Origin of the sequence: Pseudomonas sp. RSB 5.4 (assembly GCF_037126175.1) — a bacterium.
Classification (GTDB): Bacteria; Pseudomonadota; Gammaproteobacteria; order Pseudomonadales; family Pseudomonadaceae; genus Aquipseudomonas; species Aquipseudomonas fluorescens_H.
In genome coordinates, this window is sequence record NZ_CP146986.1 from 5881177 (window position 1) to 5898914 (window position 17738).

Annotated in this window: 15 protein-coding genes; 14 read left to right on the forward strand and 1 reads right to left on the reverse strand. The window is 60.1% G+C overall.

The window, feature by feature from the left end; all coding sequences use genetic code 11:
• The first annotated feature begins 62 nt into the window (after positions 1-62).
• From fabZ to ispD, 12 genes are all read left to right on the forward strand, one after another.
• A complete protein-coding gene (gene fabZ, locus V9L13_RS26425) occupies positions 63-503 on the forward strand; it encodes a 3-hydroxyacyl-ACP dehydratase FabZ (protein WP_003222142.1) in 441 nt (146 codons plus the stop codon).
• Positions 500-1276 carry an acyl-ACP--UDP-N-acetylglucosamine O-acyltransferase gene (lpxA, locus tag V9L13_RS26430; RefSeq protein WP_103486496.1) on the forward strand — a complete coding sequence of 259 codons (777 nt, stop codon included), beginning with the start codon at positions 500-502 and terminating at the stop codon, positions 1274-1276. The genes fabZ and lpxA overlap by 4 nt, the downstream gene beginning before the upstream one ends.
• The gene (gene lpxB / locus V9L13_RS26435; RefSeq protein WP_338802905.1) at positions 1276-2409 is read left to right on the forward strand and encodes a lipid-A-disaccharide synthase; all 1134 of its coding nucleotides are present in this window, start codon (positions 1276-1278) and stop codon (positions 2407-2409) included. The genes lpxA and lpxB overlap by 1 nt, the downstream gene beginning before the upstream one ends.
• A gap of 8 nt (positions 2410-2417) precedes the next feature.
• Positions 2418-3044, forward strand: coding sequence for a ribonuclease HII (gene rnhB, locus V9L13_RS26440; RefSeq protein WP_003222148.1), 627 nt, complete (start codon positions 2418-2420; stop codon positions 3042-3044).
• A gap of 76 nt (positions 3045-3120) precedes the next feature.
• On the forward strand, positions 3121-6642 hold the full coding sequence (gene dnaE / locus V9L13_RS26445) for a DNA polymerase III subunit alpha (protein WP_003222149.1): 3522 nt from the start codon (positions 3121-3123) through the stop codon (positions 6640-6642).
• 138 nt (positions 6643-6780) lie between these two features.
• On the forward strand, positions 6781-7728 hold the full coding sequence (locus V9L13_RS26450) for an acetyl-CoA carboxylase carboxyltransferase subunit alpha (protein ID WP_064586192.1): 948 nt from the start codon (positions 6781-6783) through the stop codon (positions 7726-7728).
• A 133-nt stretch (positions 7729-7861) separates the two neighbouring features.
• Complete coding sequence (gene tilS / locus V9L13_RS26455) at positions 7862-9190, forward strand: tRNA lysidine(34) synthetase TilS (RefSeq protein ID WP_338800931.1); 1329 nt, start codon at positions 7862-7864, stop codon at positions 9188-9190.
• A gap of 274 nt (positions 9191-9464) precedes the next feature.
• Positions 9465-11096: a CTP synthase gene (locus V9L13_RS26460; protein ID WP_003222153.1), complete on the forward strand. Its 1632-nt coding sequence runs from the start codon at positions 9465-9467 to the stop codon at positions 11094-11096.
• 4 nt (positions 11097-11100) lie between these two features.
• Positions 11101-11946, forward strand: coding sequence for a 3-deoxy-8-phosphooctulonate synthase (gene kdsA, locus V9L13_RS26465; RefSeq protein WP_003222154.1), 846 nt, complete (start codon positions 11101-11103; stop codon positions 11944-11946).
• A 156-nt stretch (positions 11947-12102) separates the two neighbouring features.
• Positions 12103-13392 (forward strand): phosphopyruvate hydratase, encoded by a 1290-nt coding sequence (eno, locus tag V9L13_RS26470; RefSeq protein ID WP_003222156.1) that lies wholly within the window; start codon positions 12103-12105, stop codon positions 13390-13392.
• Between the two features lie 171 nt (positions 13393-13563).
• Positions 13564-13842, forward strand: coding sequence for a cell division protein FtsB (gene ftsB, locus V9L13_RS26475; RefSeq protein ID WP_003222158.1), 279 nt, complete (start codon positions 13564-13566; stop codon positions 13840-13842).
• Complete coding sequence (gene ispD / locus V9L13_RS26480) at positions 13839-14546, forward strand: 2-C-methyl-D-erythritol 4-phosphate cytidylyltransferase (RefSeq protein WP_262142721.1); 708 nt, start codon at positions 13839-13841, stop codon at positions 14544-14546. The genes ftsB and ispD overlap by 4 nt, the downstream gene beginning before the upstream one ends.
• Positions 14547-14689: 143 nt before the next feature.
• On the opposite strand, the gene V9L13_RS26485 is transcribed toward ispD, so the two are convergent.
• The gene (locus V9L13_RS26485) at positions 14690-15586 is read right to left on the reverse strand and encodes a LysR substrate-binding domain-containing protein (RefSeq protein ID WP_103486008.1); all 897 of its coding nucleotides are present in this window, start codon (positions 15584-15586) and stop codon (positions 14690-14692) included.
• Positions 15587-15703: 117 nt separating this feature from the next.
• On the opposite strand from V9L13_RS26485, the gene V9L13_RS26490 reads away from it, so the two are divergent.
• The gene (locus tag V9L13_RS26490) at positions 15704-16816 is read left to right on the forward strand and encodes an S-(hydroxymethyl)glutathione dehydrogenase/class III alcohol dehydrogenase (RefSeq protein ID WP_027611042.1); all 1113 of its coding nucleotides are present in this window, start codon (positions 15704-15706) and stop codon (positions 16814-16816) included.
• 65 nt (positions 16817-16881) lie between these two features.
• Positions 16882-17727: an S-formylglutathione hydrolase gene (fghA, locus tag V9L13_RS26495; RefSeq protein WP_338800932.1), complete on the forward strand. Its 846-nt coding sequence runs from the start codon at positions 16882-16884 to the stop codon at positions 17725-17727.
• The last annotated feature ends 11 nt before the right edge of the window (positions 17728-17738 follow it).

Here is a 17738-nt window from a genome sequence, read left to right on the forward strand (position 1 = left end):
TGATTTGCTAGAGGAGTGCGCGTCAGTCGCGCTCCCAATCTTTACATAGGCTTCCCCCCGAAATGATGGACATCAACGAGATTCGCGAATACCTGCCTCACCGTTACCCGTTCCTGCTGGTGGACCGGGTGGTGGAACTGGACACTGAAGGCAAGCGCATTCGCGCCTACAAGAATGTCAGCATCAATGAGCCATTCTTCAATGGTCACTTCCCTGCGCATCCAATCATGCCAGGCGTGCTGATCATCGAGGCGATGGCCCAGGCTGCCGGGATCCTCGGTTTCAAAATGCTCGACGTGAAACCGGCCGATGGCACCCTTTACTACTTCGTCGGTTCCGACAAGCTGCGTTTCCGTCAGCCAGTGCTGCCGGGCGATCAATTGATCCTTGAAGCCAAGTTCATCAGCTGCAAGCGTCAGATCTGGAAATTCGAATGCCAGGCTTCGGTCGACGGCAAACCGGTCTGCTCGGCTGAAATCATCTGTGCGGAACGCAAGCTATGAGTTTGATTGACCCTCGCGCAATCATCGATCCGTCGGCCGTTCTGGCTGACGGCGTCGAGGTCGGCCCGTGGTCGATCATCGGCGCAGGTGTGGAAATCGGCGAGGGTACTGTGATCGGGCCGCACGTGGTCCTCAAAGGCCCGACCCGCATCGGCAAGCACAATCGCATCTACCAGTTTTCCTCGGTCGGTGAGGACACTCCCGACCTGAAGTACAAGGGTGAAGAAACCCGTCTGGTGATCGGTGATCACAACGTCATTCGCGAAGGCGTGACGATTCACCGTGGCACCGTTCAGGATCGTTCGGAAACCACCCTTGGCGATCACAACCTGATCATGGCCTATGCCCACATCGGACATGACAGCGTCATCGGTAACCACTGCATTCTGGTCAACAACACGGCTTTGGCCGGGCATGTACATGTCGACGATTGGGCGATCCTTTCCGGGTTCACCCTGGTGCATCAGTACTGCCACATCGGCGCTCACAGCTTTTCCGGCATGGGCACTGCCATCGGCAAGGACGTTCCGGCGTTCGTGACTGTGTTCGGCAACCCGGCCGAAGCACGCAGCATGAACTTCGAAGGCATGCGCCGCCGTGGTTTCAGCGAAGACGCGATTCATGCGCTGCGCCGCGCCTATAAAACGGTGTATCGCCAGGGCCTGACCGTGGAGCAAGCGCTGGCCGAGTTGGCCGAACCTGCTGCGCAGTTCCCGGAAGTCGCGGTGTTTCGTGACTCGATCCAGTCGTCGACTCGCGGCATCACCCGCTGATCATGGCCAGTCTGCGTATTGCGCTGGTGGCGGGAGAGGCTTCCGGTGATATTTTGGGCGCCGGGCTCATGCGCGCCCTCAAGGCTCAACACCCGGCAGTCGAGTTCATCGGTGTCGGCGGTCCGTTGATGCAGGCCGAGGGCCTGACGTCTTATTTCCCTATGGAGCGTCTGTCGGTCATGGGGCTGGTGGAAGTCCTTGGGCGGCTGCGCGAGTTGCTCAAGCGCCGCAAGGACCTGATCGCCACATTGATTGCCGAGAAACCGGATGTGTTCATCGGCATCGACGCTCCCGATTTCAACCTCAACATCGAGCTCAAGCTGCGTCAGGCCGGGATCAAGACCGTGCATTACGTCAGCCCTTCGGTGTGGGCGTGGCGCCAGAAGCGTGTGCTGAAGATTCGCGAAGGTTGCGATCTGATGCTCACCTTGTTGCCGTTCGAAGCAAAATTCTACGAAGAGAAAGGCGTGCCGGTGCGGTTCGTCGGTCACACGCTGGCCGATACCATTCCGCTGCAGGCCGATCGCGCCGCAGCGCGTGCCGAACTCGGCTTGCCCGACGGACCGCTGGTGGCGTTGATGCCCGGCAGTCGCGGTGGTGAAGTCGGTCGTCTCGGTGCGCTGTTCCTGGATACGGCCGAGCGTCTGCGGGCCATGCGCCCGGAGTTGCGCTTCGTCATCCCGTGCGCGAATGCCGAGCGCCGCGCTCAGCTCGAAGAGTTGCTGGTTGGCCGCGACTTGCCGGTAACCCTGCTCGACGGCAAATCGCATCTGGCCCTGGCGGCGTGCAACGCGGTGTTGATCGCCTCCGGCACGGCGACACTTGAAGCCTTGCTGTACAAGCGGCCAATGGTCGTTGCTTATCGCCTGGCGCCGCTGACCTTCTGGATTCTCAAGCGCATGGTCAAGAGCCCCTACGTGTCGCTGCCGAACCTGCTGGCCCAGCGTCTGCTTGTACCGGAATTGTTGCAGGATGATGCGACAGTCGAGGCATTGGCGCAGACCCTGGCGCCGCTGATCGAAGGCGGCGAAGAACAGACCCGTGGCTTCGACGAGATCCACCGCACCTTGCGGCTGGACGCTTCCAATCAGGCGGCGGATGCCGTCCTCAACCTGATCGGTCAGAAACAATGAGCAAGACGATGCAGATGGGCCTGGATTTCACTCTGGTCGCCGAAGTCGAAGAACTGGTGGCCGGTGTCGACGAGGTCGGTCGCGGCCCGTTGTGCGGGGCAGTGGTGACGGCGGCGGTGATTCTCGATCCGAACCGGCCGATTCTCGGTCTCAACGACTCGAAGAAACTCACCGAAGCCCGGCGCGAGAAGCTTTACGACGAGATCATCGAGAAATCCCTGAGCTGGTGCATCGCCCGCGCCGAAGTCGAAGAAATCGACGAGCTGAACATCCTGCACGCGACCATGCTCGCCATGCAGCGTGCGGTGGCCGGGCTGCATATTCAGCCGAAACTGGCGATGATCGACGGTAACCGCTGCCCGAAACTGCCGATGCGCGCCGAAGCGGTGGTGAAGGGCGACAGCAAGGTGCCGGCGATTGCCGCCGCATCGATTCTGGCCAAAGTCAGTCGCGACCGGGAGATGTCGGCGTTCGAATTGATCTACCCGGGTTACGGCATCGGCGGTCATAAAGGCTATCCGACGCCCGTTCATCTGGAAGCGTTGGTGCGGCTTGGCCCGACGCCGATTCACCGGCGCTCGTTCGCCCCGGTGCGTCAGGCTTACGAGGCGCTGGAAGGTCTGACGCAGGTTTAGGCGCAAGGCTGATGTTTTGTTCGAGGCCCGGTACAATCCGGGCCTTGTTGTCTCTATGTAACTGGACAGGATCACTATGCCGGCTTCATTCGTTCATCTACGCCTGCACACTGAATACTCCCTGGTCGACGGGCTGGTGCGGATCAAGCCACTGGTCAAGGCGCTGACCGGCATGAACATGCCGGCGGTGGCAGTCACCGATCAGAACAACATGTGTTCCCTGGTCAAATTCTATAAAAACGCCATGGGCGCGGGCATCAAGCCGATCTGCGGTGCCGACCTGTGGCTGTCGAACAAGGATCCGGACGCGCCATTGAGCCGGATCAGCCTGTTGGTAATGAACGCCAAGGGCTATCGCAATCTCACCGAGCTGATCTCGCGTGGCTTCATCGAGGGCCAGCGTAACGGCATGATCATCATCGAGCGCGAATGGGTCGCCGAGGCCAACGAAGGCCTGATCATGTTGTCCGCCGCCAAAGAAGGCGAGATCGGCATGGCGCTGATCGGCGGCAACCCGGCCGAGGCCGAAGCGCTGGCGCGTGAATGGATGGCGGTGTTCCCGGATCGTTTCTATCTGGAAATCCAGCGCACCAACCGTCCCAACGACGAAGAACAACTGCACGGTGCGGTGGCCCTGGCCGACAAGCTCGGCGCGCCGCTGGTAGCGACCAACGATGTGCGCTTCATCAAGCAGGAAGACTTCGCCGCTCACGAAACCCGCGTGTGCATCGGCGAGGGCCGCGCGCTCGACGATCCGCGGCGTTCGAAGAATTACAGCGATCAGCAATACCTCAAAAGCGCCGAGGAAATGGCCGAGCTGTTCAGCGACATTCCCGACGCCATCGAAAACACCGTCGAAATCGCCAAGCGCTGCAACATCGAAGTGAAACTGGGCACGCACTTCCTGCCCAACTTCCCGATTCCCGATGGCATGACCATCGACGAATATTTCCGCAAGGTGTCCTTCGAAGGTCTCGAAGAACGCCTCGCGGTGCTGTTGCCCAAGGACACCACCGAAGACTACGAAGCCAAGCGTCAGGTCTACGTTGATCGCTTGAATTTCGAGCTGGATATCATCATCCAGATGGGCTTCCCCGGTTACTTCCTGATCGTGATGGACTTTATCCAGTGGGCCAAGAACAACGGCGTGCCGGTAGGTCCTGGCCGGGGGTCGGGTGCCGGCTCTCTGGTGGCTTACGTGCAGAAGATTACTGACCTCGACCCGCTGGAATACGACCTGCTGTTCGAACGTTTCCTTAACCCGGAACGGGTCTCGATGCCCGACTTCGACGTCGACTTCTGCATGGACGGTCGTGACCGGGTGATCGACTACGTGGCCGAGAAGTACGGTCGCAACGCGGTAAGTCAGATCATCACTTTCGGTTCCATGGCCGCGAAGGCTGTGGTGCGTGACGTGGCGCGGGTGCAGGGCAAGTCCTATGGTCTGGCGGATCGTCTGTCGAAGATGATTCCGTTCGAAGTCGGCATGACCCTGGAAAAAGCCTACGAACAGGAAGAGATCCTGCGTGACTTCATCAAGGTCGATGAAGAAGCGGCGGAAATCTGGGAGATGGCGCGCAAGCTCGAGGGCGTGGTGCGTAACGTCGGCAAGCACGCCGGTGGTGTGGTAATCGCCCCGACCAAGCTGACTGACTTCTCGCCGATCTATTGCGACGAGGCCGGTGACGGTCTGGTAACCCAGTTCGACAAGGACGACGTGGAGGCGGCCGGTCTGGTGAAGTTCGACTTCCTCGGCCTGCGAACCCTGACGATCATCGACTGGGCACTGAAAACGATCAACCGCGACCGCGCCAAGGTCGGCGAAGAGCCGCTGGACATCGCGTTCATCCCGCTCGACGACAAGCCGACGTACAGCCTGTTGCAGAAAGCCGAAACCACCGCGGTGTTCCAGCTTGAATCGCGCGGCATGAAAGAGCTGATCAAAAAGCTCAAGCCCGACTGCCTGGAAGACTTGATCGCACTGGTGGCCCTGTTCCGTCCGGGCCCGCTGCAGTCCGGCATGGTGGACGACTTCATCAACCGTAAGCACGGTCGCGCCGAACTGGCGTACCCGCACTCGGACTACCAGTACGAAGGCCTCAAGCCGGTATTGGCGCCGACTTACGGCATCATCCTGTATCAGGAACAGGTGATGCAGATCGCTCAGGTCATGGCCGGTTACACCCTCGGTGGTGCGGACATGCTGCGGCGAGCCATGGGTAAGAAAAAGCCCGAGGAAATGGCCAAGCAACGTGGCGGTTTCATTGAGGGTTGCGCGACCAACAATATCGATGCCGACCTGGCCGGTAACATTTTCGATCTGGTGGAAAAATTCGCCGGTTACGGCTTCAACAAATCCCACTCCGCCGCCTATGGCCTGGTGTCGTACCAGACCGCATGGTTGAAGGCGCACTACCCGGCGCCGTTCATGGCCGCGGTACTCTCGGCGGATATGCACAACACCGACAAGGTCGTGACCTTGATCGAGGAAGTGCGCACGATGAAGCTGCGCCTCGACGCGCCGGACGTGAACACTTCCGAGTTCAAGTTCACGGTGAACGACGACGGCCGCATCGTCTATGGCCTGGGCGCGATCAAAGGCGTCGGCGAAGGCCCGGTGGAAGCGATCACCGAAGCGCGTCAGGCCGGCCCGTTCAAGGATCTGTTCGACTTCTGCGCCCGGGTCGACCTCAAGCGCATCAACAAGCGTACGCTGGACGGCTTGATCCGTAGCGGCGCACTGGATCGTCTCGGGCCTTATTTCCACGATGAGCAAAAGGCTTATCAGGCCAACATCGACCGCAACCGCGCCGTGCTGCTGGCGGCGATGGAAGAGGCGATCAAGTCTGCCGAACAGACCGCACGCACCCACGACAGTGGCCACGCCGACCTGTTCGGCGGGCTGTTCGTCGAGGAAGATGCCGACGTTTACGCGACCCATCGCAAGGCCAAGGAACTGACCCTCAAGGAACGCCTCAAGGGTGAGAAAGACACGCTGGGCCTGTACCTCACCGGTCACCCGATCGACGAGTACGAGGGCGAGATTCGCCGTTTCGCCCGGCAGCGCATCATCGACCTGAAGCCGGCCCGTGACACGCAAACCGTGGCCGGGATGATCATTGCCCTGCGGGTGATGAAGAACAAGAAGGGCGACAAGATGGGCTTCATCACCCTCGATGACCGTTCGGGACGGATCGAAGCGTCGCTGTTCGCCGATGCGTTCCACTCCGCGCAGTCGCTGTTGCAGACCGACGCGATGGTGGTGGTCGAAGGCGAAGTCAGCAACGATGACTTCTCCGGCGGCTTGCGTCTGCGGGTCAAGCGGGTGATGAGCATGGAAGATGCACGCACCAATCTGGCCGAGAGCCTGCGCCTGAAGCTGCACACTCAGGACTTGAAAGGCGATCAGCTACGCTGGTTGGGTGAACTGCTCAAGCGTCACCGCGGGGCGTGCCCGATCACCATGGAGTACACCAGTCCCGATGCGAAGACCTTGCTGCAGTTTGGCGAGACCTGGCGAATCGACCCGGCGGATGCGTTGATTCAAGCCCTGCGTGACCAGTTCGGGCGAGACAACGTCTTCCTCCAATACCGTTGACCGGCAAGTGCCATCATTGCGCTTGCCCGCAACCTGAATTTTTAATCTCGACCTCAGCGCGCCTCTCCCTTAAGGTAGGCGCGAATAGACAACCGGCCGGCCCAAGCTCATTTGGGACACGACCCAAGACGGACGCCTATGAACCCGAATTTTCTAGATTTCGAACAGCCGATCGCCGACCTGCAAGCCAAGATCGAAGAGTTGCGCTTGGTCGGTAATGACAATTCGCTGAATATCGGCGATGAGATCTCCCGCCTGCAGGACAAGAGCCGCACGCTGACCGAAGACATCTTCGGCAAGCTGACCAGCTGGCAGATCGCACGCCTGGCGCGTCACCCGAAACGCCCGTACACCCTCGACTACATCGAGCACATCTTCACCGAGTTCGACGAACTGCACGGCGACCGTCACTTCTCCGACGACGCCGCCATTGTGGGCGGCGTGGCACGTCTGGAAGACCAGCCGGTGATGATCATCGGCCACCAGAAGGGCCGCGAAGTGCGCGAGAAAGTTCGCCGCAACTTCGGCATGCCGCGTCCGGAAGGCTACCGCAAGGCCTGCCGTCTGATGGAAATGGCCGAGCGTTTCAAGATGCCGATCCTGACCTTCATCGACACCCCGGGTGCTTACCCTGGGATCGACGCTGAAGAGCGCAACCAGAGCGAAGCCATCGCCTGGAACCTGCGCGTGATGTCGCGCCTGAAGACCCCGATCATCGCCACCGTTATCGGTGAAGGTGGTTCCGGCGGTGCATTGGCGATCGGTGTCTGCGATCAGCTGAACATGCTGCAATACTCGACCTACGCGGTGATCTCGCCGGAAGGTTGTGCTTCGATTCTGTGGAAAACCGCTGAAAAAGCACCGGATGCCGCTGAAGCCATGGGCATCACCGCCGAGCGCCTGAAAGGTCTGGGTATCGTCGACAAGGTGATCGGCGAACCACTGGGCGGCGCCCATCGTGATCCGGCCGCTGCCGCTGCGTCGATCCGTGCCGAGCTGAGCTCGCAACTGGCGATGCTGAAGAAGTTCGACAACGAAGCGCTGCTCAAGCGTCGTTACGATCGTCTGATGAGCTACGGTCTCTAAGACATCTCGCAATACCCAATGTGGGAGCGGGCTTGCTCGCGAAAGCGGTATAACAGTCGACAGATGTGTTGAATGTTGAAACGCCTTCGCGAGCAAGCCCGCTCCCACATTTGATTTGGGCCAAGAGAAAGATATGGGTCAGTCCGTGAGTGATCTGCCTTCCCGGCTTCTGCGCAATCTTGCAGCTTGGCGCAATGCCAAGACTTGGCGCGTGGCTTTCTCCGGCGGTCTGGATTCCACCGTCCTTCTGCATCTGCTGGCCCATCTCGCACAACGCCACTCCTTGCCGGCGCTCAGCGCCATCCATATCCACCACGGTCTTCAGGTTGCGGCTGATGCGTGGCCGGCGCATTGTCAGTCGGTCTGCGACGCACTGGACGTCGCGTTGCAAGTGGTGCGGGTGACGGTGCAACCCGGCGCCAGTCTGGAGCGGGCAGCGCGGGAGGCGCGGTATGCGGCGTTCACCTCGCTGACCGAGGCGGATGAGGTGCTGCTGACCGGACAGCACCGTGATGATCAGGCCGAAACCCTGTTGTTTCGCTTGATGCGCGGTGCCGGCGTTCGCGGACTTTCGGCGATGCCGGCGCAGCGCCCGTTGGGGCAGGGCACGCTGCTGCGCCCATTGCTCGACGTGACGCGCTCCGAGCTTGAGGCTTACGCCCGCGCCCATCAGCTGCGCTGGATCGAAGACCCGTCGAACGAAGATCGGCAATTCTCGCGCAACTATCTGCGCCATCAGGTGCTGCCGTTGCTCACGGCGCGCTGGCCGCAGGCGCAGGCGAGCATGGCCCGCAGTGCGGCGCATCTGCGTGAGGCGCAAGGTTTGCTCGATGAGTTGGCGCAGCTCGATCTGGCACAAGCCGCCACGCCGAGCGAGTTTGCATGGCTGGGCCTGCCGTCGCTGGAACTGGCGCCGCTGGCGCGTTTATCTGCCGCTCGTCAACGCAATGCACTCAGTCACTGGCTCGAACCGCTGACCCGGCTACCTGACACCGACCATTGGTCGGGTTGGGACAACCTCTGCGGCGCTGCCAGTGATGCATCGCCGGTCTGGCGTCTGGCCGATGGCGAACTGCAGCGCAGCGCCGGCCGGCTATGGTGGCTGAGCGGCGACTGGCTGCGCGCGCCAGCGCTCGGCGCCGAATGGCCTGAACCGTCGACAACCCTACACTTGGCGAGTAACGGGCGTGTCATGTTCAGCGGGCAGGCTCCCGTCGGGCCACTGCGCATTGGCTATCGGCAGGGCGGCGAAGTGATGCATCTGGCGGAGCGCGGCCACCGCGATCTCAAGCGCCTGCTCAATGAGCGCGCGGTGCCGGGCTTCCTCCGTGGCAGATTGCCGCTGCTGTTTCGCGGCGCAGAATTGCTCGCCGTGGCGAACCTGCCGGGCCTTGACGGGCAGAGGCCGGACGGCTGGAAATTGCATTGGCAGCCAACAGACGAAGATCAAGGTTTGAGATGAAAGGGGCATTCCGGTAGACTACGCTCCCTTCTTGATACAACTTCTGTGGATTCGCCTGAATTGCAGGAGTTGCCGATTACCAAGCAGTCTTTGCTGGGCGATTCCAAAAAATGTGTAGCGAGCAACGTACCGGTGTTTCATCTGCCGGTCTGTCCCAACGCGGCGGTTTTTTTGAAAGGTGCACTGTGATTAATGCAGGTGATCGGGGGCTTCGGCCTTCCTTCGCTTTCCCCGGCGGCTCGTACCGCTTTAACGCAGACTTCTAGGGTTTTTCATGACGCGCTACATATTCGTCACGGGCGGTGTTGTTTCTTCATTGGGGAAAGGCATTGCCTCGGCTTCATTGGCGGCCATCCTGGAGGCGCGGGGGCTTAAGGTCACCATGCTTAAGCTGGATCCGTACATCAACGTCGACCCGGGCACCATGAGCCCGTTCCAGCACGGTGAAGTGTTCGTCACCCACGACGGCGCCGAGACCGACCTGGACCTGGGCCACTACGAGCGGTTCATCCGCACGACCATGACCCAGAACAACAACTTCACCACCGGCCGTGTCTACGAACACGTGCTGCGCAAAGAGCGCCGTGGTGACTACCTGGGTGCAACCATCCAGGTGATTCCGCACATCACCGACGAAATCAAGCGTCGCATCATCAAGGGTGCCGGCGATGCCGACGTGGCCCTGGTGGAAATCGGCGGTACCGTTGGCGACATCGAGTCGCAACCGTTCCTCGAAGCCATCCGTCAACTGCGTGTGGAAGTCGGTTCCAAGCGCGCGATGCTGATGCACCTGACGCTGGTTCCGTACATCGCTACCGCTGGCGAGACCAAAACCAAGCCAACCCAGCACTCGGTTAAAGAGCTGCGTTCGATCGGCCTGCAGCCAGACGTGCTGATCTGCCGCTCCGACCATCCGGTGGATGTGTCGTCGCGTCGCAAGATCGCCCTGTTCACCAACGTTGAAGAGCGTGCGGTGATCTCCCTGGAAGACGTCGACACCATCTACAAGATCCCGGCCGTGCTGCACGCTCAGGGGCTGGACGATTTCGTCGTCGAGCGTTTCGGCCTGCAATGCAATGGCGCCGACCTGTCCGAGTGGGAAAAGGTCGTCGATGCCAAGCTCAACCCAGAGCATGAAGTCACCATCGCGATGGTCGGCAAGTACATGGAGCTGCTGGACGCCTACAAGTCGCTGATCGAAGCGATGAGTCACGCCGGCATCACCAACCGTACCAAGGTCAACCTGCGTTACATCGATTCCGAAGACATCGAGAACCAGGGCACTGCGCTGCTCGAAGGTGTCGACGCGATCCTCGTTCCGGGCGGCTTCGGTCTGCGCGGCGTGGAAGGCAAGATCACCGCCGTTCAGTACGCTCGTGAAAACAAGGTTCCATACCTCGGTATCTGCCTGGGCATGCAAGTGGCGGTCATCGAGTTCGCCCGTAACGTGCTGGGCTGGAAAGACGCCAACTCCACCGAGTTCGATCGCGCCAGCGGCCATCCGGTCGTGGGTCTGATCACCGAGTGGGAAGATGCCACCGGCGCCGTTGAAGTACGCACCGAAGCGTCCGATCTGGGCGGTACCATGCGCCTCGGCGCTCAGGAATGCCTGCTCGAAGCCGGCTCCAAGGTGCACGATTGCTACGGCAAGGACGTGATCGTTGAACGTCACCGTCACCGCTACGAAGTGAACAACAACCTGCTGCCACAAATCATCGAAGCCGGCCTGAAAATCTCCGGTCGCTCCGCTGATGCCGCGCTGGTTGAAGTGGTTGAAGCACCGGATCATCCATGGTTCGTCGCTTGCCAGTTCCACCCGGAGTTCACCTCGACGCCACGTGACGGTCACCCGCTGTTCAGCGGTTTCGTGAAAGCTGCGTTGGCTCAACACCAGAAGAAGGCGTAACCCGATGGCACAGAAGATCATCCGCGTAGGCAACATCGAGATCGCCAACGACAAGCCCATGGTGCTGTTCGGCGGCATGAACGTGCTGGAAAGCCGTGACATGGCCATGCAGGTTTGCGAAGAGTACGTGAAGGTCACCGAGAAACTCGGTATCCCTTACGTGTTCAAGGCCAGTTTCGACAAGGCCAACCGATCTTCTGTGACCTCGTATCGCGGTCCTGGCCTGGAAGAGGGCATGCGCATCTTCCAGGACATCAAGCAAGCCTTCGGCGTGCCGATCATCACCGACGTCCACGAGCCTGATCAGGCCGCGGTCGTCGCTGAAGTCTGCGACATCATCCAGCTGCCGGCCTTTCTGTCGCGCCAGACCGATCTGGTCGTCGCGATGGCCAAGACCAACGCAGTGATCAACATCAAGAAAGCCCAGTTCCTCGCGCCTCAGGAAATGAAACACATCCTGAACAAGTGCGTGGAAGCGGGTAACGATCAATTGATCCTCTGCGAGCGTGGTTCGAGCTTCGGCTATAACAACCTCGTGGTCGACATGCTCGGCTTCGGCATCATGAAGCAGTTCGAGTACCCGGTATTCTTCGACGTGACCCACGCGCTGCAAATGCCTGGCGGTCGTGCCGACTCCGCCGGCGGTCGCCGTGCGCAGGTTCTGGATCTGGCCAAGGCCGGCATGAGCCAGGCGCTGGCCGGTCTGTTCCTCGAAGCGCATCCGGATCCGGACAACGCCAAATGCGACGGCCCTTGCGCCTTGCGTCTGGACAAACTGGAGCCATTTCTGGCCCAGCTCAAAGCCTTGGACGAACTGGTGAAGAGTTTTCCGACGGTAGAAACCGCGTAAACCTCATTTCTCCGGTAAAGTACCGCACGATTTGTCGCACATGCCCTCGGGCATGTGCGTTGTCGTCTGCAAGCTGCCCGCTGCACACCACTTGCCGACGGTCAAAAGATTTCCTCTAGCTGCGTCGTTTTCGTCAACTTTGGAGTGTTTACAACAATGGCAAAAATCGTCGACATCAAAGGTCGTGAAGTTCTCGACTCCCGTGGCAATCCCACCGTGGAAGCGGACGTGCTTCTCGACAACGGCATCATCGGCAGCGCTTGCGCGCCGTCCGGTGCATCCACTGGCTCGCGTGAAGCGCTCGAGCTGCGTGATGGCGACAAGAGCCGTTACCTGGGCAAGGGCGTGCTCAAGGCGGTAGCCAACATCAACGGTCCGATCCGCGATCTGCTGCTGGGCACTGACCCAAGCGACCAGAAAGCCCTCGACCACGCGATGATCAAGCTCGACGGTACCGAAAACAAGGCAACCCTGGGCGCCAACGCCATCCTCGCGGTGTCCCTGGCTGCGGCCAAGGCGGCTGCACAGGATCAGGATCTGCCGCTGTACGCACACATCGCCAACCTGAACGGCACACCGGGCGTCTACTCGATGCCGGTGCCGATGATGAACATCATCAACGGTGGCGAACACGCCGATAACAACGTCGACATCCAGGAATTCATGGTGCAGCCGGTTGGCGCCAAGACCTTCTCGGAAGGTCTGCGCATGGGCACCGAGATTTTCCATCACCTCAAAGCTGTGCTGAAGGCCCGCGGCCTGAGCACCGCCGTTGGCGACGAAGGCGGTTTCGCACCGAACCTGGCGTCCAACGAAGACGCGCTGAAAGTGATCTCCGAAGCCGTGGCCAACGCCGGTTACAAGCTGGGCACCGACGTGACCCTGGCGCTGGACTGCGCGGCCAGCGAGTTCTACGAAGACGGCAAGTACAACCTGTCCGGCGAAGGTCAGGTGTTCACCGCTGAAGGTTTCGCCGACTACCTGAAAGGTCTGACCGAACGTTATCCGATCATCTCGATCGAAGACGGTCTGGACGAGTCCGACTGGGCTGGCTGGAAGATCCTCACCGACAAGATCGGCGAGAAGACTCAACTGGTTGGTGACGACCTGTTCGTGACCAACACCAAGATCCTGAAAGAAGGCATCGATAAAAAGATCGCCAACTCGATCCTGATCAAGTTCAACCAGATCGGTACCCTGACCGAAACCCTGGAAGCCATCCAGATGGCCAAGGCTGCCGGTTACACCGCCGTGATCTCGCACCGTTCGGGCGAAACCGAAGATTCGACCATCGCCGACCTGGCTGTGGGCACCTCGGCTGGCCAGATCAAGACCGGTTCGCTGTGCCGTTCCGACCGCGTTTCCAAGTACAACCAACTGCTGCGTATCGAAGAGCAGTTGAATGGCAAAGCCAAGTACAACGGTCGCTCCGAGTTCCGCGGTTAAGCAGTAGATGTTAAAAAGACACCGGATTGTGTCGGAAAAGTCGTGACAGCGATGGATTTGCCACTAATCTGATGCCTTATATGCACAAGCCTGGATCTTCCAGGCTTCGTGCTATCAGACGTTTCAAAGTTTTCGCGTGGCTGTCTTTTTTCACTGGATACCTGATATTCGATGCGCAGTCCTTACTGGTTGTTTCTCGTTTTGCTCTTGCTGCTGGCCGGTCTGCAGTACCGCCTGTGGGTGGGCAATGGCAGTCTGGCGCAGGTCGCCGAGCTGAATCAGCAGATTGCTGATCAACACGCCGAGAACGAAGCCCTGCTGGAGCGCAACCGGGTGATGGACGCTGAGGTCAGCGAGCTGAAAAAAGGCATGGAGACCGTTGAAGAGCGGGCTCGCCATGAGCTGGGCATGGTCAAGGACGGTGAAACCCTTTACCAGCTCGCGCAATGATCGATTCTCTGCCGGCCTTCTGGGCCGTGATTCCTGCCGCGGGCGTCGGTGCCCGAATGGCCGCGGACCGTCCCAAGCAATACCTGCAACTGGGCGGGCGCACGATTCTTGAACACAGCCTCGGCTGTTTCCTCGATCACCCGAGCCTCAAAGGGCTGGTGGTCAGTCTTGCTGTTGATGATCCCTATTGGCCGAACCTCGCCTGCGCCAGCGACTCGCGAATTCAGCGTGTCGAGGGCGGCTCCGAGCGTTCCGGGTCGGTGCTCAATGCCTTGCTGCATTTGCATGCGCAGGGTGCCGATGACGATGACTGGGTGCTGGTCCACGATGCGGCCCGACCTAACCTGAGCCGTGACGATCTCGACAAGTTGCTGGTTGAACTGGCGGATGATGCCGTTGGCGGTTTACTGGCCGTGCCAGCGCGGGACACCCTGAAGCGGGTCGACAAGCACGGTCGTGTGCTCGAAACCGTTGATCGCAGCGTGATCTGGCAGGCGTATACACCGCAAATGTTCCGCCTCGGTGCGTTGCATCGAGCGCTGGCTGACAGCCTGGTGGCCGATGCGCTTATCACCGATGAAGCCTCGGCGATGGAGTGGGCCGGTCTGGCGCCACGACTGATCGAAGGGCGTGCGGACAACCTCAAGGTCACCCGGCCGGAAGACCTGGAGTGGTTGCGTCAGCGTTGGGCCAATCGCCGCTGAATGCTGTGGCGCCTGTTCTGCCGCCTTCGCGAGCAAGCTCGCTCCCACCTTTGATTCGCGCCTGACACCCAATCTGCATCCACTGAGGATCCCCTGTGGGAGCGAGCTTGCTCGCGAAGACGGCTGCTCAGGCACCGCATAACTCAGCTCCGATACTCCGGCCGCTCGGCCAACCCTTCCTTCAAGAAATCCACCAGCTTGCGCACCTTCGGTGACAAATGCCGCTGCTGCGGATACAACGCCCACACCGCCGTATTCGGCGGCTGATGCGCCTCCAATAAAGAAATCAGCGCCCCGCTGTGCAAATGCTCCAGCACGTAATAGTCCGGCAACTGACATAAACCAACCCCTTGCAGCGCCGCATCCAGCACCGCCTGCCCACTGTTGCAACGCCAGTTTCCCTGCACGCGCTGGGAAAATTCCCGACCGTTCTGTTCCAGTTGCCACAGATCCGAGCTGCCGATCAGGCAATTGTGGCGGCTCAGTTCCGACAAACTGTGTGGGCGGCCATACCGTTCAACGTAGGACGGGGACGCGCACAGATACATCCGACGCGGCGCCAGGCGGGTGGCGACCAACCGCGAATCCTGCAGCCGACCCAGACGAATCGCCAGATCCAGCCCTTCATGCACCAGATCGAGCTGGCGGTTGGTCAGCTCGATATCGATCCGCAGTTGTGGGTAATGCCCCATGAACCGCGTCACCAGCGGCACGATAAACCGTTCGCCATACGCCACGGCACAGGTCATGCGCAGCATGCCTTTGGGTTCGCTGGTCAGATCGCCGACCGCGCGCAGGGCTTCTTCGCGACCGTCCTGCAGGCGCTGACAATGCTGCAGAAAGGTCTGTCCGGCTTCGGTCAGAGCCACGCGACGGGTACTGCGATAGAGCAGACGCGTCTGCAATCGCTCCTCCAGTCGTACGATTTGTCGGCTGATGTGCGAGGACGAAACCCCGAGGCGTTCTGCTGCGGCGGTGAACTGGCTGCATTCGGCGACGGCGACGAACTCGTCGATGCCTTCCCAGCGGTTTTCCGACATCGGGATTATCCCTGTATGGCAATAATGTTTTGCTTTTGTCCGGATTATTCATCAGATCGCGCTGTACTACACTGCCAATCTGGTTTTTTTATTCAATGGATTCACTGGAGAGTCAGCATGATCAAGTCGCGCGCCGCCGTTGCCTTCGAGGCCAAGAAGCCGCTGGAAATCGTAGAAGTCGATGTGGCCATGCCCAAGGCCGGTGAAGTGTTGCTGCGCGTAGTGGCTTCCGGGGTTTGCCACACCGACGCCTACACCCTGTCCGGTGCTGACCCGGAAGGCATCTTCCCGTCGATCCTCGGCCACGAAGGCGGTGCGATCGTTGAAGCCATCGGCGAGGGCGTGACGTCTGTTGCGGTTGGCGACCACGTGATTCCGCTGTACACCCCGGAATGCGGTCAGTGCAAATTCTGCAAGTCGGGCAAGACCAACCTGTGTCAGGCGATTCGCGCTACTCAGGGCAAAGGTCTGATGCCGGACGGCACTTCGCGCTTTTCCTACAAGGGCCAAACGATTTTCCACTACATGGGGACATCGACCTTCTCCGAGTACACCGTGCTGCCGGAAATCTCCGTGGCGAAAATCGCCAAGGATGCGCCGCTGGAAAAAGTCTGCCTGCTCGGTTGCGGCGTGACCACTGGTATCGGCGCGGTGATCAACACTGCGAAGGTCAAGCCAGGTGACACCGTGGCGATCTTCGGTCTCGGCGGCATCGGTCTGTCGGCCGTCATTGGCGCAGTGAAAGCCAAGGCTGCGCGGATCATCGCCATCGACATCAACCCGGCCAAGTTCGAAATCGCCAAGCAGCTGGGCGCCACCGATTGCGTCAACCCGAAAGACTTCGATCGTCCGATCCAGGAAGTGATCGTCGACATGACCGATGGCGGCGTCGACTTCTCCTTCGAATGCATCGGCAACGTGCAACTGATGCGTGCCGCGCTGGAATGCTGCCACAAGGGTTGGGGCGAATCGGTGATCATCGGTGTTGCCGGTGCCGGTCAGGAAATTTCGACCCGTCCGTTCCAACTGGTAACCGGTCGCGTCTGGCGCGGTTCGGCGTTCGGCGGCGTGCGTGGTCGTACCGAGTTGCCAAGCTACGTCGACATGGCGCAGAGCGGCGAGATCCCGCTGGATACTTTCATTACCCACACCATGGGTCTGGAAGACATCAACAAGGCCTTCGACTTGATGCATGAAGGCAAGAGCATTCGTACCGTCATTCATTTCTGATCAATCGCGACGCCCCAGCTACAGACCTTGAAGGTTTGTAGCCGGGGCCGCGTAGGAGTCTTTACATGAGTCTGGAAAACATCTCCTGTCAGAAAAGTTTCGGCGGCTGGCACAAGCGCTATCGCCACCGTTCCGACGTACTCGGCTGCGACATGGTGTTTGCCGTGTATCTGCCGCCGCAAGCGGAGCAGGGCGGCAAGCTGCCGGTGCTGTATTGGCTGTCCGGCCTGACCTGCACCGACGAGAACTTCATGCAAAAGGCCGGTGCGATGCGCATGGCCGCTGAACTCGGTCTGATCATCGTCGCGCCGGACACCAGTCCGCGTGGCCCGGATGTACCGGGTGATCCGGATGGCGCCTGGGATTTCGGCCTCGGAGCCGGGTTCTACCTGAATGCCACGCAGGAACCGTGGTCGCGGCACTATCGGATGCATGACTATGTCGTGCAGGAATTGCCTTCACTGGTTGAAGCGCATTTCCCGGCGTCGGATAAACGCAGCATCAGCGGCCATTCCATGGGCGGCCACGGTGCACTGGTTTGTGCGCTGCGCAACCCGGGGCGTTACCAGTCGGTGTCGGCGTTTTCGCCGATCAACAACCCGATGGATTGCCCGTGGGGGCAAAAGGCGTTCTCCCGTTACCTGGGTGAAGATCGCTCCAAGTGGAAAGAATGGGATGCCTGTGCACTGATAGCCGAGGCCAGCGAAAAACTGCCGTTACTGGTCGATCAGGGTGATCGCGATGACTTCCTCGAAAATCAGCTCAAGCCGCAAGCCCTGCAACAAGCTGCAAAACAAGCGGGTCATCCGCTGACGTTGCGCCTGCAACCGGGCTACGACCACAGCTATTTCTTCATCTCAAGCTTCATAGACGACCACTTGCAGCATCACGCACGCGCTCTGCGCGGCTAATGCAGGTAGAA

What these genes read in the sequence shown, in the direction of transcription:
- fabZ (WP_003222142.1), top strand. Translation starts at nt 63, where the DNA reads ATGATGGACATCAACGAGATTCGCGAATACCTGCCTCACCGTTACCCG.
- lpxA (WP_103486496.1), top strand. Translation starts at nt 500, where the DNA reads ATGAGTTTGATTGACCCTCGCGCAATCATCGATCCGTCGGCCGTTCTG.
- rnhB (WP_003222148.1), top strand. Translation starts at nt 2,418, where the DNA reads ATGCAGATGGGCCTGGATTTCACTCTGGTCGCCGAAGTCGAAGAACTG.
- dnaE (WP_003222149.1), top strand. Translation starts at nt 3,121, where the DNA reads ATGCCGGCTTCATTCGTTCATCTACGCCTGCACACTGAATACTCCCTG.
- V9L13_RS26450 (WP_064586192.1), top strand. Translation starts at nt 6,781, where the DNA reads ATGAACCCGAATTTTCTAGATTTCGAACAGCCGATCGCCGACCTGCAA.
- tilS (WP_338800931.1), top strand. Translation starts at nt 7,862, where the DNA reads ATGGGTCAGTCCGTGAGTGATCTGCCTTCCCGGCTTCTGCGCAATCTT.
- V9L13_RS26460 (WP_003222153.1), top strand. Translation starts at nt 9,465, where the DNA reads ATGACGCGCTACATATTCGTCACGGGCGGTGTTGTTTCTTCATTGGGG.
- kdsA (WP_003222154.1), top strand. Translation starts at nt 11,101, where the DNA reads ATGGCACAGAAGATCATCCGCGTAGGCAACATCGAGATCGCCAACGAC.
- eno (WP_003222156.1), top strand. Translation starts at nt 12,103, where the DNA reads ATGGCAAAAATCGTCGACATCAAAGGTCGTGAAGTTCTCGACTCCCGT.
- ftsB (WP_003222158.1), top strand. Translation starts at nt 13,564, where the DNA reads ATGCGCAGTCCTTACTGGTTGTTTCTCGTTTTGCTCTTGCTGCTGGCC.
- ispD (WP_262142721.1), top strand. Translation starts at nt 13,839, where the DNA reads ATGATCGATTCTCTGCCGGCCTTCTGGGCCGTGATTCCTGCCGCGGGC.
- V9L13_RS26485 (WP_103486008.1), bottom strand. Translation starts at nt 15,586, where the DNA reads ATGTCGGAAAACCGCTGGGAAGGCATCGACGAGTTCGTCGCCGTCGCC.
- V9L13_RS26490 (WP_027611042.1), top strand. Translation starts at nt 15,704, where the DNA reads ATGATCAAGTCGCGCGCCGCCGTTGCCTTCGAGGCCAAGAAGCCGCTG.
- fghA (WP_338800932.1), top strand. Translation starts at nt 16,882, where the DNA reads ATGAGTCTGGAAAACATCTCCTGTCAGAAAAGTTTCGGCGGCTGGCAC.